Here is a 15,194-nt window from a genome sequence, read left to right as displayed (position 1 = left end):
TTCTTCCGGACTCTCATGTCTCCTCACAAACAGCCCGAGGTAAAGAACCGGCACGAGTCTGACGAGATCGTGCAAGAGCCCGGCAACGCCGGACTGGGGCAGGGCACGGTCGTGCCCGCGTTCGCGCCCGACACCGTCACCGGACGGATCCCGATCATCGACGTCGCCCCGGTCGTCCGGGCCGGTGGACAGTTCCCGGCGAAGGCCGTCGTCGGTGAGGCGTTCACGGTCGCGGCGACCGTCTTCCGCGAGGGCCACGACGCCCTCGGCGCCAACGTCGTCGTGTGCGGGCCCGGCGGTCGCACCCTCGGCTGGTTGCCGATGCGCTACGACGAGCCCGGCACCGACCGCTGGTCCGCGCGGATCCGCCCCGACGCCGAGGGCGCCTGGACCTACACGGTCGAGGCATGGAGCGACCCCTTCGGCACGTGGTCGCACGCCGCCGAGATCAAGGTCCCGGCCGGCGTCGACGTCGAACTCATGCTGGCCGAGGGTGCGCTCGTCCTCGAACGCGCGGCGAACAACCTCCCGGAGGAGGCGGAGGAGGAGACGGCCCTCCTGCGGGCGGCGGTGAAGGCACTCCTCGACACCTCCCGCCCGGCCGAGGCCAGGTTGCACGTGGCCACCGCGCCGGAGGTGCGCGACCTGCTGGCCGTCCACCCGTTGCGCGACCTGGTCACGCGGTCGCAGCCGTTCCCACTCTGGGTCGACCGCGAGCGTGCGTTGTACGGCAGTTGGTACGAATTCTTCCCGCGTTCCGAGGGCGCCTACTACTCCGAGAGCGACGGCGTCTGGGTGTCCGGGACATTCAAGACCGCCGCGGAGCGCCTGCCGGCCGTGGCCGCGATGGGCTTCGACGTGGTCTACCTCCCACCGATCCATCCGATCGGCAGGGTCAACCGCAAGGGACCCAACAACACCCTCGAGCCAGGCCCAGGCGACCCCGGCTCACCGTGGGCGATCGGAGCGGAGGAGGGCGGCCACGACGCTGTCCACCCCGACCTCGGCACGCTGGAGGACTTCGACGCGTTCGTCGCCCGGGCCCGCGAGCTGGGGCTCGAGATCGCGCTCGACCTGGCCCTCCAGGCGGCACCCGACCACCCGTGGGTCAAGGAGCACCCCGAGTGGTTCACCACCCTGTCCGACGGGTCGATCGCGCACGCCGAGAACCCCCCGAAGAAATATCAGGACATCTACCCGCTCAACTTCGACAACGACCCCGAGGGGCTCTACGCCGAGGTGCTGCGGGTCGTGCGGCACTGGATGGACCACGGCGTCCGCGTCTTCCGGGTCGACAACCCCCACACCAAGCCCGTGCAGTTCTGGGAGTGGCTCCTCGCGCAGGTCAGGACGACCGACCCCGACGTGCTCTTCCTCTCCGAGGCGTTCACCCGCCCGCCCATGATGCGGACCCTCGCCAAGGTCGGTTTCCACCAGTCGTACACCTACTTCACCTGGCGCAACACCAAGGACGAGCTGCAGTCCTACCTCACCGAGCTCTCCCAGGAGACCTCGGCGTTCCTGCGGCCGAACTTCTTCGTCAACACCCAGGACATCCTCACGGAGTACCTGCAGTACGGCGGGCCGGCGGCGTTCAAGATCCGGGCCGCGCTGGCCGCGACGCTCTCACCGACCTGGGGGGTCTACTCGGGGTTCGAGCTCTGCGAGCACCTGGCGCTCCGGCCGGGCAGCGAGGAGTACTTCGACTCCGAGAAGTATCAGTTCCGCCCGCGGGACTGGCCGGCCTACGAGCCTGGCCGGCCGCACGAGGGGCAGTCGATCGCTCCATACATCCGGGCTCTGAACGAGATTCGCCGGCGACACCCCGCGTTGCAACGTCTACGTAACCTGCGCTTCCATTATGTTCCGGACGACAGCTTGCTCGTCTTCTCCAAGCGCGAGCTGCTGCCGGACGACACTGGAGGTGTGCGCGACGACACCGTCATCGTCGTCGTCAACCTCGACCCGCACGCAACCCGTGAATCGGTCGTCTCCCTCACCATGCCCGACCTGGGTATGAACTGGCAGGACTCGTTCGTGGTGCACGACGAGCTGACCGGCGACACGTGGCGCTGGGGCCAACACAACTACATCCGACTAGACCCTTCGGTCCAGCCGGCCCACATCCTGAAAGTCTCCAGGTAACCGCATGACGCAACACGTTGGCAGTGCTCACCCAGGGGAGCGTCCCCCTGGGACCCCCGCTGACGGTCGCGCCGTCGCCCAGAGGATCGCGGCGGCCCGCAGCACGCTCGGATCCGATCCCGAGTGGTACAAACGTGCCGTCTTCTACGAGGTCCTCGTCCGCTCGTTCGCCGACTCCACGGCCGACGGCGTGGGCGACATCCGCGGGCTCGTGGAGAAGCTCGACTACCTCGAGTGGCTCGGCATCGACTGCGTCTGGCTGCCGCCGTTCTTCGTCTCGCCGCTTCGGGACGGCGGCTACGACGTCGCCGACTACACCGCGATCGCGCCCGACATCGGCACGCTGGACGACTTCGTGGAGTTCGTCGAAGCCGCACACGCCCGGGGCATCCGGGTGATCATCGACTTCGTCATGAACCACACCTCCGACCAGCACCCGTGGTTCCAGGCGTCCCGCACCGATCCGGACGGGCCGTACGGCGACTTCTACGTCTGGGCCGACACTGACGAGGGCTACTCCGACGCGCGGATCATCTTCGTCGACACCGAGACGAGCAACTGGACGTTCGACCCGGTCCGCAAGCAGTACTTCTGGCACCGGTTCTTCTCCCACCAGCCGGACCTCAACTTCGAGAGCCCCGCCGTCCAGGAAGCGATCGTCGACGCCCTGCGGTTCTGGCTCGATCTCGGCATCGACGGGTTCCGGCTCGACGCGGTCCCCTACCTCTTCGAGGAGGAGGGCACCAACTGCGAAAACCTCCCGAAGACCCACGATTTCCTCAGGCGGGTCCGCAAGGAGATCGACAAGGACTACCCCGACCGGGTGCTGCTGTGTGAGGCCAACCAGTGGCCGGCCGACGTGGTGGAGTACTTCGGCGACCTCGGCACCGGCGGCGACGAGTGCCACATGGCGTTCCACTTCCCGGTGATGCCGCGCATCTTCATGTCCGTACGCCGGGAGTCGCGCTACCCCATCTCGGAGATCATGGCGCAGACGCCGAAGATCCCCGACAGCTGCCAGTGGGGCATCTTCCTGCGCAACCACGACGAGCTGACCCTCGAGATGGTCACCGACGAGGACCGCGACTACATGTGGGCGGAGTACGCCAAGGACCCCCGCATGAAGGCCAACATCGGGATCCGCCGCCGGCTGGCCCCGCTGCTGGAGAACGACACCAACCAGATCGAGCTGTTCACCGCGCTGCTGCTGGCGCTGCCGGGCTCGCCGGTCCTCTACTACGGCGACGAGATCGGCATGGGTGACAACATCTGGCTCGGCGACCGGGACGGCGTTCGCACACCGATGCAGTGGACGCCCGACCGCAACGCCGGCTTCTCCGCCTGCGATCCCGGCCGGCTCGCCCTGCCGGTGATCATGGACTCCATCTACGGCTACCAGGCGGTCAACGTCGAGGCCGAGCTGGCAAACAGCTCCTCGTTGCTGCACTGGGTCCGCCGGATGATCTGGGTACGCAAGCAGAACCCCGCCTTCGGATCGGGCAGCTTCACCGACCTCGGCGGGAGCAACCCGAGCGTTCTGTCGTTCGTACGCGAGCTGGGAGACGACGTCGTTCTCTGCGTCAACAACCTCTCCCGGTTCCCGCAACCGGTCGAGCTTGACCTGCGCCGCTGGGAGGGCGTCGACCCCATCGAGCTGATTGGTGGCGTCCGCTTCCCCAAGATCGGCGAACTGCCGTACCTCCTCACCCTCGGCGGTCACGGCTTCTACTGGTTCCGGCTACCCCGACCCACCGGCGAGGAGCCCTTGGTGTGACCGACGCGAGCGGGCAGAGCAAACGAAAGGCGATGATGGTGAAAGCCACGCAGACCACGGGCCTCCACGAGTTCCTCGAGCGCCAGCGATGGTTCACGGGCAAGGGCAGGGATTTCACGATCGAAGCCGTCCACCCACTGAGCTGGCTCTCCCAACCCGGCAGCTGGCCGGCGGTCAGGATCGAGCTCGTGACTGTCCGTTATGCAGACGGCAACGGCACCCCGACCGACGTCTACCAGGTGCCGTTGTCCTACCGCGACGAGCCGTCGGAGCCGTTGGCCCACGCCGCGGTCTCGGAGTGGGAGGAGCCCGATCTCGGCGGGGCCATGACCTACGTCTACGACGCCCTCCACGACAAGGCCGCGACGGTGTTCTTCCTGCGCGGGCTCCTCGGCGACGTAGCCCAGCCTGATCTCGCGTTCCGGCGGATCGACCCGCTCGACGTGGCACCCGACCAGCCGTCGTTGGTGCTCACGGCCGAGCAGAGCAACACCTCGCTGGTGTTCGGTGAGGACGTGCTGCTCAAGGTCTTCCGCCGGGTGCACCACGGGCGCAATCCCGACATCGAGGTGCACGAGGCGTTCGCGCGGCACAACTGCGGGAACGTCGCCCGGCTCTTCGGCTGGCTCGAGGCCGAGTGGCCCGACGCCGACGGTAAGCCGGGGCGTGGAGATCTCGGCATGTTCAGCGACTTCTTCCGTACCGCCTCCGACGGCTGGGAGCTCGCGATCACCAGCGTCCGCGATCTTTACGCCGAGGCGGACCTGCACGCCGACGAGGTGGGCGGCGACTTCGCCGCGGAGTCGCACCGGCTCGGGGCGACGACCGCGGAGATCCACGCCGACCTGGCCCGCTACCTCCCGACCGGCGAGTGGGGGCCCGCTGAGCTCGCGAGCCTGGCCAACACGATGCGGGCCCGGCTCGCCGACGCGGTGGCCGCCGTACCCGCGCTCGCGCCGTACGCCGGCGGGCTCCGTACGGCGTACGACGATCTCGAGGGGGTCCTGGAGAGCCTCCCGGTCCAGCGGATCCACGGCGACTTCCACCTCGGCCAGACGATGCGGACGGTCGGCGGCTGGCGCATCATCGACTTCGAGGGCGAGCCGGCCCGGGCCTGGGCGGAGCGGGGCACGCTCGACTCCCCCATCCGGGACGTGGCGGGGATGCTCCGGTCCTTCGACTACGCGGCGCAGCACCTGCTCGCCGGGCACGACCATCCCGACGAGCACCAGCTGACCTACCGCGCCGCCGAGTGGGCGGACCGCAACCGGTCAGCGTTCTGCGCCGGGTACGGCGAGGTCTCGGGTACCGACCCGCGAGACCAGGGCGTGCTCCTTCGGGCGTACGAAACCGACAAGGCGGTCTACGAGGTCGTCTACGAAGCCCGCACGCGCCCCGACTGGATCGGCATCCCGCTCTCCGCGGTCCAGCGCCTGGCGGGCTGATCTGGAACGATAACCAGCTGACCCGACGAAGGAGGTGCCCTCCGGATGACCGAGCACCGCACCACCTCGCCACAACCGATACGGGTCGCACCTGACGAGCTGGCCCGGCTCGTCAGCGGGGAGCACCACAACCCGCACGAGATCCTGGGTCCGCACGTCGAGAAGGACGTGACCACGATCCGGGCCCTGCGCCCGATGGCCGAACGCGTGGTCGCCGTTCTCGGTGCGGGACCAGACCAGCGGGTCGAGCTCGCCCACGAGCACTCCGGTGTCTGGGTCGGCACGCTTGCGGGCGGTGAGGTCCCCGACTACCGCCTCGAGGTGAGCTATCCCGGCGACCTGACCATCCCGTCGGACGATCCGTACCGCTTCCTCCCCACGCTCGGCGACCTCGACCTGCACCTGATCGGCGAGGGTCGGCACGAACGGCTCTGGACGGTGCTGGGCGCGCACGTCCGCCGCTACGACACGGCTTCCGGCCCGGTGACGGGCACGTCGTTCGCGGTGTGGGCGCCGAACGCGCGCGGTGTGCGGGTCGTCGGAGACTTCAACTTCTGGGACGGTCGCGGCCACCCGATGCGGTCGATGGGTGCCAGCGGGGTGTGGGAGTTGTTCATCCCGGGCATCGCCGAGGGCACGTTGTACCGCTTCGAGATCCTCGGCCACGACGGCGTGTGGCGCCAGAAGTCCGATCCGATGGCGTTCCGCACCGAGACGCCGCCGGCGAACGCGTCGATGGTCTACAGCTCGTCGTACACCTGGGGCGACGAGGAGTGGCTCGCGCGCCGCGCCACCCACGCGCTGCACGCCGAACCCATGAGCATCTACGAGGTCCACCTGGGCTCGTGGCGGCGGGGCCGGAGCTACCGCGAGATCGCGGACGAACTCGTCGCATACGTACGCGAGCTGGGCTTCACGCACGTGGAGTTCCTGCCGGTGATGGAGCACCCGTTCGGCGGCTCGTGGGGCTACCAGGTGTCGTCGTACTACGCGCCCACCGCCCGGCTCGGCGACCCCGACGGCTTCCGGGCCCTGGTCGATGCTCTGCACCAGGCGGGCATCGGCGTCCTGCTCGACTGGGTGCCCGCGCACTTCCCCAAGGACGACTGGGCGCTCGCCCGCTTCGACGGCACCCCGCTGTATGAGCACGCCGATCCGCGCCGCGGCGAACACCCCGACTGGGGCACCCTGATCTTCGACTTCGGCCGCCGGGAGGTACGCAACTTCCTGCTCGCCAACGCGCTCTACTGGCTCGAGGAGTTCCACCTCGACGGCCTGCGGGTTGATGCGGTCGCGTCGATGCTCTACCTCGACTACTCCCGGGCCGAGGGCGAGTGGACACCGAATGAGTACGGCGGCCGGGAGAACCTCGACGCGGTGAGCTTCCTGCAGGAGGTCAACGCGACCTGCTACCGCAAGGTGCCCGGGATCACCACGATCGCCGAGGAGTCGACGTCGTGGCCCGGCGTGACCCGGCCGGTCCACCTCGGCGGGCTGGGCTTCGGGTTCAAGTGGAACATGGGCTGGATGCACGACTCGCTGGAGTACATCCGGCACGAGCCCATCCACCGGCAGTACCACCATCACCAGATGACGTTCTCGCTCATCTACGCCTATTCCGAGAACTTCGTCCTGCCCCTCTCCCACGACGAGGTCGTGCACGGCAAGGGCTCCCTGCTCCGCAAGATGCCGGGCGACCGGTGGCAGCAGTTCGCCAACCTGCGTGCGTACTTCGCGTACATGTGGGCGCACCCGGGCAAGCAGCTGCTCTTCATGGGCGGGGAGTTCGCCCAGGAGAATGAATGGGCGGAGAAGGCCGAGCTTGACTGGTCTGCTCTGGAGAACGCCGACCACCGTGGCATGCAACTGTTGGTCCGCGACCTCAACCAGACCTACCGCGCGTCTCCCGAACTCTGGGCCCTCGAACACGTGCCTGACGCGTTCTCGTGGATCGACGCGAACGACGCCGGCAACAACGTCTTCAGCTTCCTACGCTTCGGGCCGGAGGGCGAGGTCCTCGCCTGCGTCGCGAACTTCGCCGCCATCCCCCACCACGGTTACCGGCTCGGCCTGCCCCACGCCGGCACCTGGCGGGAGGCGCTCAACACCGATGCGGAGATGTACGCCGGATCCGGCGTCGGCAACTTCGGAGCGGTCACTGCCACAAGCGAGGGCTGGCACGGGCAGCCGGCCTCAGCGACACTCTCGCTGCCCCCGCTCGGAACCCTCTGGCTCCGCTTCGACCCGGGCGCCCGCCCCTGATCACGGCGGCGAGCGAATTATTGGCGCCGTAAATAGAGGCGTGTCGGAGCGCCGGCACCAGATGGAAGAGCCCGCTCGAACACCGGCCTGCGGCAGTGGCGATAGGTCGCGACGATGCCGCCCTGGCCGCACCTTGGGGCCTCAACGAAGGCGCTACCGGGCCCGTTCCTCGGCGTGAAGTGCAGTGCACGCAACAGCCACCGTCAGATCTCCTCCGCGGGCCACAGTCGAGCGACACCCGCGGAGTCGGGGATCGACACCCTTGCAATGAGCCGCTCGCGCTCGGATGGAGTCCTCCACGCACCGGCCAGCTCCAGGTTCGCGCGAGCGACCGCATCCTCCGAAGCGCCGGCCAAAAGCCGGCTCACCTCGCGGCCCAGGAGGTGACCCTGAGCTTCGTCAAGGCGACCCACGTACCTGAGGAGCGCTTGCATGGCACATGCCTTTGCGATCGGATGATCCTCGACCTCGTGACGAGCTACGAGCAGCTCAGCACCTGCCTCGACTGGCCAGACTGACCCGATCAGGAGACTCATCACTGATCTGGTCTCAGGATCTTCGTCGTTGAGGAGGGTGACGTTCTCGCGGCAGAAGTCCGAAAGCTGCCTCTCGATCGCTGCTTCCCGTTCAGCCGCCGACGCGAGTGCCGGGTTGGTAGTCGCGGCGCGCCGCCAAGCGGTTGCCCACGTCCCCATGGCCAGGAGCACAGCGATTACATAGGCACGGTGTAACTAGTCAGGTGTCGGCGTGTCGGCATGCTTTGCAGGATTGGGTTTGACACGGTCTGTGGGTGGTCGATGAGCAGCGGGTTCCCAGCTATGAGGAGCTTGCTGTGTTGGTGGTGGCGTTGCAAGGTGAGCTTGCGGCGGCTCGAGAGCGGATCGCTGAACTCCAGGCGCAGCTTGGTCGTAACTCGAAGAACCGGCGACGAACCCACCCCTGCAACGCCGCCCGCTCCTCATCAGTCAACACCAACTCAGCCTTCGGCCGTCCACGTTTCCCCGGGCGGAGCCATAGCGGTGATTCGTTCGATAACCAGGAGGTCCTTCTCGTTTCCGCGAGTCACGGTGACACGGGGGACGGCGTTGACCCGACGCCATCCGGACCCGAACTCCGCGGGCCCAGATCCTGGTCATCTGCTCGTCGGCGACCTTGGAAGCGGTGTACAGGGGCGGCGAGCGGACTTCCCACCGAGGCCATCGATGACCTGATCGTCACGACCACCCCAGAGCCCCAGGCCGGTCCGTCAAGATATGCCATGTAATGGCATATCGTCGCATATCGGGCAGGCGCCGGAGGCAAGCACGACTGTCTTCGACGCTGCAGAATGGGCATCGTCACCACCGAGCGGAGGACACCTGATGCCCAGCCCCTTCCACGGCGACCGTCTCAAGGCGCTGCGCACCGAAGCCGGCTGGTCCCGGGCCGAGCTCGCCACCAAGATCGACTCCGACGCCCGCCAGGTCTCCCGCTACGAATACAACAAGGTCGCCCCTGCTGGCAAATGTGCCTACTTGCCTCCGAGCAGGCCCCTCGGACATGCCGGACTCGCGCACGTGCAGGTCAGGTGACCCGAGCGCTTCCCACGCTGACCACCAGGTATCTCGCCGCTCGGTTGATGTCGGGCCGCCAAGGGTTCCCACGTTGACGATTCACTCACGCGCCTGCGATACTCCGACCTGCACAAATGGTTCGATGGTCGGCAGCGCATGTCCCGCGACGTCTCGGCGCGGGAGTGTCCCTGCATCTAGTGCAGCTCCCGTTCCTTGGGTGCCGATAATGATCGTTATGTCAACTTAAGTTGACGGCGCTCCAATTGGCCGGTGTTGGTAGCCCCGCTCGCGCCTCCCGAGGGGCAAGCCGGCAACGTTTCGGTAATTGGTCGCACTTCGCGGATCCGACCGGCGTACCAGGACGCACCTCCTGCCGTCGAGTCTCCGCCGTAGACCCGATAGATCTTCATACCGGCCGTCGGCTTCGGTATAGCGCCGCCTGCTGTCTTTGCGGCAACACCGGCAGCGGACGCGATCTGAGCGCCCGAAGGGCCGTTGCCCAACCGCTGACCTGCGGAAACGCCACTGGTGGGCCCGACGCTCTCGGCCGCGGCGACCTCGAAGGCCCGGACGCGAGTTTCAGCCACCGACCCCGAGCCGGCGGACGCGATTCCGTATGCCGCCGGGCCGGCTGCCGACGCCGTCCCGGCCGGTCCCAGCAGAGCCACGATGGCCGTGCCGATGACGATCACCACGCGAAACAGGAGCGAATCATTGCCGCCCCCAGGGGGGCGCGCGACGTCATCTCGCTCGCTCCTGCTGGTGGGGGTCCAGGGGGATGACGGGAGGACTGGCAAGGAACCAATGGAGCAGTTCGACCGACTGTTGCACCGAAATGGTTGTCAGGCGCCTGAACACATCGACCGAAACGTCGAGGGTGAAGACACCCGCGAAACCATTTCGGCGGACGGGGGTAATTATGCAGCGAAAGGCCCCTTCGGCCTCCATGCCGAACGCGGTCATGTAGATCCGGTCCAACCCCTCGGCGTTGTTGGTCAACCACTCCGGTCGCCCCTGGGCGCTCCACCCGGAGTCCGCCGCAGCTGAGGTCAGTTGTGCAAGTTCGTAAACCGTGAGGAGCTTGACTTCGCCAGGGACGGGAGGGCCGTTGTGCGTGACGGTCGGCCAGCGAAGACGCCGTGGCGGAGGGAAATTCACTGCTGCCCCCAGCCTCGGATGAAGATCGGCGTGTCCCACTGAATCCACGACGTGGGGTCCGCGGCTCGATCAAGCAGCTCGAATCGGCGATGGTTACCCTGGGCCAGGGTCTTGCCGTCTGGATAGGTCGCCATGTGATGACCATCCCACGGAGTGAACACGGAGTCGAGCAACTCCTGGTTCCGTGCGACTTGCCGCCGCACCAACGGCCTCTCTTGCGTTGCCCGGCTCAATCTTGAGCAGGTCGCGCACCGTCGCGTTCGCCTCAGGCGCACTCTTTGCGGCACCAGCTTTGATGCCGTACCTTGCAATGATACTTCGGGATGGTTTGGCTCACGCTCCGCCGCGCACTGGCGGTCGCGCTCTCCGTCAGGACCGACGCTCCTCTTCGACCCTGACGAACGAGGCCCAGGACGAGACACGTCGTCCCCACACCTCAAGGCACTTGTCCAGCTCGACGAGAACGAGAATGCCACCGTCATCAACCTCATCGACTCGGCACCCCTGCGCCACCAAGCCCGGCGGCTCGCCCGCAGCCGCTGACGATCAAACGCGCGCGAGGAAGATCCAGCGCACCCCCCCCTTGGAAGGCGAAATCGCGCGCTCGTCCCTGACCTCGTGAGTCTGCTCGACATGAACGTCGCTACCGACCAAGGCCTCCAACTCGCTGACGATGTCGTCCATGTCCGTCACATCGTCTTCGGTCACCTCAGACAGCTGGAACCGAAGCCGCACATCCTTCCCCGCGACCTCGACGCCCACGGCCAGAGCATGCTGTGGAATCAGGCCAAGAGAGGCCTGCACCGCCTGGGCCACGATGTAGTTCTCCCAGACGGGCGCGCGTCTCGGATCCTCGGGAGTCGGCAGGCTCATGGCGTCCACATGGGGTTGTAGGGGACCACGCTCGGCTTCGAGGTGCCCTTGATGAAGAACACGTTCGTGGCTTGGTTCGGATAACCGGCGCCAGGGTTGACGTTGAACCCCGTGACGTTGGTCGTTCGCACGACGATGTCGTTACCCTTGACTCCCAGGATATCAGCGGCACCGCTATGGAAGTCGTCGAGGACGCGCTGCGCATCATCGGCCGAGTTGAAGTAGCTGCCGCCCTTGTACTCGCGAGCACCCAAGACGTGTCGCCCCTGCCGCTGGACGCTGATCGACGTGTTCACCGCCATGCGGTTGATCGTGACGCCCGCGCCGGTCCGCGGCGGCACTCCCTTTGCACCACTGATCCCGCCTACTCCGGGCATTGGTATGCCGGTGAATAGGCCGAGCTTGTACCAGTCGGAGTGGCGGCGGATTCCTTCTTCCTCTTCTCGTTTTTCCGCAAGCCTCAACTGCTCTTCGACGAACTCTTCACCCTTGAGGATTTGCATCGACGAGGTATAGGAATAGCTCGCTCCAGCCTGCCACTCGTACAGAGCCGTCTTGATATCCAGAGCCGATCTAGTACTACGTATCAAAGACCACGCCAACCCTTTCGCCACAATTCTGCGGATGCCGCCGCCGCCCTTGCGGCTCTTGGCCTTCTCTTTCGCCTTCTGCTCAGCCTCGTAGGCCCGCATGATGTAGGGGTCTCTTGTGTACCCGCGACCCTCCTCCACCGCGTAGTGGCCGTCGATCTCAACCCTGGTGATGGGGTTGCCGGCGGTGAAGGCGTAGCGGTTGGCGGTGAAGGGGTCGGTGGCCAGGTTCATGTCGGCGAGTGCCCCGTTGTAGAGGTCGCGGGTGAGGAACCGGTTCAGGCCGGGGCTGTAGTCACGGAACCCCATGTCATACGACGCCGACGCAGCGTCCCAGCGTTTGCCGGTGTAGCGGTAGGCGTTGTACGGCTCCTTCCCCGGATCCTGGGTGTCGGGTTTGTCGATGCCGGTGAACTGGGCGTCGTCGTTGTTGCCGTATGCGGTGTAGCCGTAGGTGGATTTCGTGTCACCCGAACCGTCGGTCAACGTTTCGACGTCGGTGCGGGTTGTAGCCGTAGAAGGCGTCCTCGTCCACGTGCCAGTCTTCGACGTGTTCTGGGCGTCGGAGTTGTCGACCAGTGCAACCTGGGCGCCGAACGGCACACCGTCATCGCTACGGGACTTCAGCTTCCCGTCGGGGTAGTAGGTCCACGGCATCCGCCGCGGTGATACCAGCCGCGAGACTTCTGCTGACCGAGTTCGGTTAGTCGTACTCGCCTGCGAAGGATCCTGTGGGGCCGGCAAGCGTACCTTTCGACATGAGCAGGTTAGTCCGGCTATGTCACTACCCCAAATGCTGCTCAATTCGAACGAAAACCTCTTTTGGTCAGGCTCGGTAAGTCCAGTCATCCCTCTACGGAAAGTAGCCAGAACCGAGATCATCGAGGATTACTCGATGTAAATCTGAGATCCACCCTGGCGCTTGCTAGGACCTGCTCGAAATCGTGACGGAGAGTGCGCGCGATCTGGCTCCGAACGGGCAAAGCCTCCGATTGCTGTCCAGGGATTCGCATACTCTTCCGGCCAGTCGGTGACCAGGCAACACCTGCAGGAGCAGCCGGAGCGCTTCATGTGAGGCCATAGGGTAGGAAAGGCATCTTAACGCGGTAGCGAAGTCCGAGACTTGGATCACCGACAAGGACGGCACGAATGCCTGACACACCGCTCAGGGTGGCCGATCCCTGGACAACGAACCTACCTACAGAGCCGTGCGCACCCGTTCATGCCCGGCAAACCCACGAATAACCGTGAGCGAGACCCGGCCTGCAACCACACGCGCCCAACGGCCGGTCACTCCCGCCTAGAACACCGACTATAGTTCTCGACGCACATAGGCCCACCATCCGTCGTTCCGCAATGAAGCCATCTCTTCGGAGGAGAACTCCGCACTGAAGTCGGCGGCAACATGAGGTTCGAAATCAGCGAGAACTTCCCCCTCGACCTCGCTCACGATCTCCAAGTCATTTTCAGTTACTTGGTGATCATAAATGAACCTGACTCGAATGATGCCGTCTTTCCAGCCAACGGAAATGGCACGAATATCTGGCGTGATCATCCCCCACAGCGCACGCTGCAGGGAGAGCAAGACCTCGGTTCGGAAACTTGTTTCATCACTCATTGAACTGGCCTCGCTGGAACAATATGGATCATACCCTTCGCGTCGTAGATAATCATACCAACGGTCGTAGGCAGGCGCCTAGTCCCATTGACCCACGTCCCTATTTCTGTTCCGTAGTTAACACGCTCCTTGAATCCTGGTTCACCGCGAGGTTTCGAACCAACCGGGTCGCCAGTACCTGCCCTCTGGGCAAGAACATTAGGATCCGCTGTCAGCTCACTTCGGCCAGGCTTGAAGTTTTTGTCTCCGACGATGTGCTTCCCCTGCTTCCCCGGATGAATTTTGGGGACGCCAGCCAGGATGCCTCGGGCCCTTCCGAGCCCCTTCCCCCCCAACATGCCGGCCAGGAACCTCCCGGTCGGTTCAAGATTTCCGGCTTCAAGCCCGTCCAATGCCTCGTTGGCCTGCGCGCGTATCGAGTCGACAAGCAGCATTGAATCCTTGGCTACGGCTTTCGCTGTGTCTACTACGCCCGCGGCGCAATCGCGAAGGGTCATCTGACATATCAGAATGTCGTAGCTCAACTCGTCGAAGCTGTTGTAAACGCCGGTCCCGAGCTCAATCGCATTGCCGGTGACACGCTTAACCTCTGCAACCGCACTGTCTAGGTCTCTCTGCCACTGAGGGACAGGCGGTGCTGCGCGTCTGGTTGCGCGGCCCATTGACTTGCCGTCGGAGCCAAGTGGGTGCCATCTTCTTCGACGGCGTAGTGGCCGTCGAGTTCGATGCGGGTGATGGGGTTGCCGGCGGTGAAGGCGTAGCGGTTGGCGGTGAAGGGGTCGGTGGCCAGGTTCATGTCGGCGAGGGCGCCTGCGTAGAGGTCGCGGGTGAGGAACCGGTTCAGTCCAGGGCTGTAGTCACGGAACCCCATGTCATACGACTCAGACGACGCGTCCCAGCGTTTGCCGGCGTAGCGGTAGGCGTTGTACGGCTCCTTGCCCGGGTTCTGGGTGTCGGGTTTGTCGATGCCGGTGAACTGGGCGTCGTCGTTGTTGCCGTACGCGGTGTACCCGTAGGTGGATTTCGTGTCACCCGAACTGTCGGTCAACGTTTCGACGTCGGCGTGCGGATTGTAGCCGTAGTAGGCGTCCTCGTCCGCGGCACCGGTCTTGTGGGTGACCTGGGACAGTCGTTGTCCCCACGGGCTGTACTGGTAGGACTTCGTAACCTCCGCGCTGCCGCCGACCTTCTCTGAGATCACCTGTGACATGCCCCGTTCTTTCCGGATTGCGCCCCCACTAGGGTATGTCCGGAATAGATGGGAAGGGTGTCTGGATGTCGAAGGCTCGGCGGTCGTTTTCTCCTGAGTTTAAGGAAGAAGCTGCGAAGGCTGTGATCGATCAGTCGCGGAAGGTGGCGGAGGTAGCTCGCGAGATCGGTGTGAATGAGCAGACGCTCAGGAACTGGGTGAACGCCTACCGGAAGGACCACGCCGGCGAGGAGCCGCCGTTGTCGGTGAGCGAGCGGGCCCGGCTTCGGGAATTGGAAAAGGAGGTCCGTGAACTGCGGCTGAAGAACGAGTTCTTGGGAAAAGCCGCGGCCTTCTTTGCCCAGGAGTATCGGTGACCGCGAAATACGGGTTCATCGACGCGGAGAAGGCGACCATGGACGAGCACGGTAAGCAGAAATTCCCGATCGCGAAGATGTGTGAATGGCTGGGGGTTTCGCCCTCAGGATTCTACGACTGGCTCGGCCGGGAGGAGTCGTGGACGGCGCGGCGGCGCAGAGAACTGGCCGCCCTGGTGAAGACGTCGTTCGAACGCTCAGATGGCACCT

Annotated in this window: 14 protein-coding genes and 1 pseudogene; 7 read left to right on the top strand and 8 right to left on the bottom strand. The window is 65.4% G+C overall.

Annotation, left to right across the window (positions count from 1 at the left end):
* Positions 1-15 precede the first annotated feature (15 nt).
* Genes B141_RS0132135 through glgB form a run of 4 tightly spaced genes read left to right on the top strand, consistent with a single transcriptional unit; the run spans position 16 to position 7,626 of the window.
* Positions 16-2,145, top strand: coding sequence for an alpha-1,4-glucan--maltose-1-phosphate maltosyltransferase (locus B141_RS0132135; RefSeq protein WP_020579299.1), 2,130 nt, complete (start codon positions 16-18; stop codon positions 2,143-2,145).
* A 4-nt stretch (positions 2,146-2,149) separates the two neighbouring features.
* A complete protein-coding gene (gene treS, locus B141_RS0132130) occupies positions 2,150-3,919 on the top strand; it encodes a maltose alpha-D-glucosyltransferase (RefSeq protein ID WP_020579298.1) in 1,770 nt (589 codons plus the stop codon).
* On the top strand, positions 3,916-5,364 hold the full coding sequence (locus tag B141_RS0132125; RefSeq protein ID WP_020579297.1) for a maltokinase N-terminal cap-like domain-containing protein: 1,449 nt from the start codon (positions 3,916-3,918) through the stop codon (positions 5,362-5,364). The genes treS and B141_RS0132125 overlap by 4 nt, the downstream gene beginning before the upstream one ends.
* Positions 5,365-5,409: 45 nt before the next feature.
* Complete coding sequence (glgB, locus tag B141_RS0132120; protein ID WP_020579296.1) at positions 5,410-7,626, top strand: 1,4-alpha-glucan branching protein GlgB; 2,217 nt, start codon at positions 5,410-5,412, stop codon at positions 7,624-7,626.
* A 203-nt stretch (positions 7,627-7,829) separates the two neighbouring features.
* Here glgB and B141_RS0132115 read toward each other — a convergent pair whose 3' ends face one another.
* Positions 7,830-8,321: a hypothetical protein gene (locus B141_RS0132115; protein WP_157181457.1), complete on the bottom strand. Its 492-nt coding sequence runs from the start codon at positions 8,319-8,321 to the stop codon at positions 7,830-7,832.
* Between the two features lie 666 nt (positions 8,322-8,987).
* On the opposite strand from B141_RS0132115, the gene B141_RS0132110 reads away from it, so the two are divergent.
* Positions 8,988-9,197 (top strand): helix-turn-helix domain-containing protein, encoded by a 210-nt coding sequence (locus B141_RS0132110; protein ID WP_020579294.1) that lies wholly within the window; start codon positions 8,988-8,990, stop codon positions 9,195-9,197.
* A 723-nt stretch (positions 9,198-9,920) separates the two neighbouring features.
* On the opposite strand, the gene B141_RS0132105 is transcribed toward B141_RS0132110, so the two are convergent.
* The 7 genes from B141_RS0132105 to B141_RS0132080 form a co-directional block, all read right to left on the bottom strand.
* Complete coding sequence (locus B141_RS0132105; RefSeq protein WP_020579293.1) at positions 9,921-10,178, bottom strand: hypothetical protein; 258 nt, start codon at positions 10,176-10,178, stop codon at positions 9,921-9,923.
* 155 nt (positions 10,179-10,333) lie between these two features.
* Entirely contained in the window at positions 10,334-10,471 is a 138-nt protein-coding gene (locus B141_RS0132100; protein ID WP_157181455.1) for a hypothetical protein, read from the bottom strand.
* Between the two features lie 412 nt (positions 10,472-10,883).
* The gene (locus B141_RS43950; protein WP_157181454.1) at positions 10,884-11,210 is read right to left on the bottom strand and encodes a hypothetical protein; all 327 of its coding nucleotides are present in this window, start codon (positions 11,208-11,210) and stop codon (positions 10,884-10,886) included.
* Positions 11,207-12,457, bottom strand: a complete 1,251-nt coding sequence (locus tag B141_RS51870) for an RHS repeat-associated core domain-containing protein (RefSeq protein ID WP_020579290.1) — start codon at positions 12,455-12,457, stop codon at positions 11,207-11,209. The genes B141_RS43950 and B141_RS51870 overlap by 4 nt, the downstream gene beginning before the upstream one ends.
* Before the next feature lie 655 nt (positions 12,458-13,112).
* Positions 13,113-13,418, bottom strand: coding sequence for a MafI2 family immunity protein (locus B141_RS43945; protein WP_020579289.1), 306 nt, complete (start codon positions 13,416-13,418; stop codon positions 13,113-13,115).
* Positions 13,415-13,942: a polymorphic toxin type 50 domain-containing protein gene (locus tag B141_RS48170; protein ID WP_157181453.1), complete on the bottom strand. Its 528-nt coding sequence runs from the start codon at positions 13,940-13,942 to the stop codon at positions 13,415-13,417. Before B141_RS48170 ends, B141_RS43945 begins: the two co-directional genes overlap by 4 nt.
* Before the next feature lie 80 nt (positions 13,943-14,022).
* Positions 14,023-14,628: an RHS repeat-associated core domain-containing protein gene (locus tag B141_RS0132080; protein WP_020579288.1), complete on the bottom strand. Its 606-nt coding sequence runs from the start codon at positions 14,626-14,628 to the stop codon at positions 14,023-14,025.
* A gap of 65 nt (positions 14,629-14,693) precedes the next feature.
* Between B141_RS0132080 and B141_RS0132075 the strand changes: the two genes are divergently transcribed.
* On the top strand, positions 14,694-14,984 hold the full coding sequence (locus B141_RS0132075; protein WP_026257750.1) for a transposase: 291 nt from the start codon (positions 14,694-14,696) through the stop codon (positions 14,982-14,984).
* Positions 14,981-15,194, top strand: a pseudogene (locus tag B141_RS43940) (IS3-like element ISAar4 family transposase); the annotation flags it as partial. The gene B141_RS0132075 and the pseudogene B141_RS43940, both read left to right, overlap by 4 nt.

Source organism: Actinopolymorpha alba DSM 45243 (assembly GCF_000373925.1).
In the GTDB taxonomy this organism is placed as follows: Bacteria; Actinomycetota; Actinomycetes; order Propionibacteriales; family Actinopolymorphaceae; genus Actinopolymorpha; species Actinopolymorpha alba.
Note: the sequence above shows the minus strand (reverse complement) of the source record. Positions and strands in the feature narration are given on the sequence as shown.

What these genes read in the sequence shown, in the direction of transcription:
- B141_RS0132080 (WP_020579288.1), bottom strand. Translation starts at nt 14,628, where the DNA reads ATGTCACAGGTGATCTCAGAGAAGGTCGGCGGCAGCGCGGAGGTTACG.
- B141_RS0132110 (WP_020579294.1), top strand. Translation starts at nt 8,988, where the DNA reads ATGCCCAGCCCCTTCCACGGCGACCGTCTCAAGGCGCTGCGCACCGAA.
- treS (WP_020579298.1), top strand. Translation starts at nt 2,150, where the DNA reads ATGACGCAACACGTTGGCAGTGCTCACCCAGGGGAGCGTCCCCCTGGG.
- B141_RS0132115 (WP_157181457.1), bottom strand. Translation starts at nt 8,321, where the DNA reads ATGGGGACGTGGGCAACCGCTTGGCGGCGCGCCGCGACTACCAACCCG.
- B141_RS0132075 (WP_026257750.1), top strand. Translation starts at nt 14,694, where the DNA reads ATGTCGAAGGCTCGGCGGTCGTTTTCTCCTGAGTTTAAGGAAGAAGCT.
- glgB (WP_020579296.1), top strand. Translation starts at nt 5,410, where the DNA reads ATGACCGAGCACCGCACCACCTCGCCACAACCGATACGGGTCGCACCT.
- B141_RS51870 (WP_020579290.1), bottom strand. Translation starts at nt 12,457, where the DNA reads ATGCCGTGGACCTACTACCCCGACGGGAAGCTGAAGTCCCGTAGCGAT.
- B141_RS43950 (WP_157181454.1), bottom strand. Translation starts at nt 11,210, where the DNA reads ATGAGCCTGCCGACTCCCGAGGATCCGAGACGCGCGCCCGTCTGGGAG.
- B141_RS0132100 (WP_157181455.1), bottom strand. Translation starts at nt 10,471, where the DNA reads ATGGCGACCTATCCAGACGGCAAGACCCTGGCCCAGGGTAACCATCGC.
- B141_RS0132135 (WP_020579299.1), top strand. Translation starts at nt 16, where the DNA reads ATGTCTCCTCACAAACAGCCCGAGGTAAAGAACCGGCACGAGTCTGAC.
- B141_RS43945 (WP_020579289.1), bottom strand. Translation starts at nt 13,418, where the DNA reads ATGAGTGATGAAACAAGTTTCCGAACCGAGGTCTTGCTCTCCCTGCAG.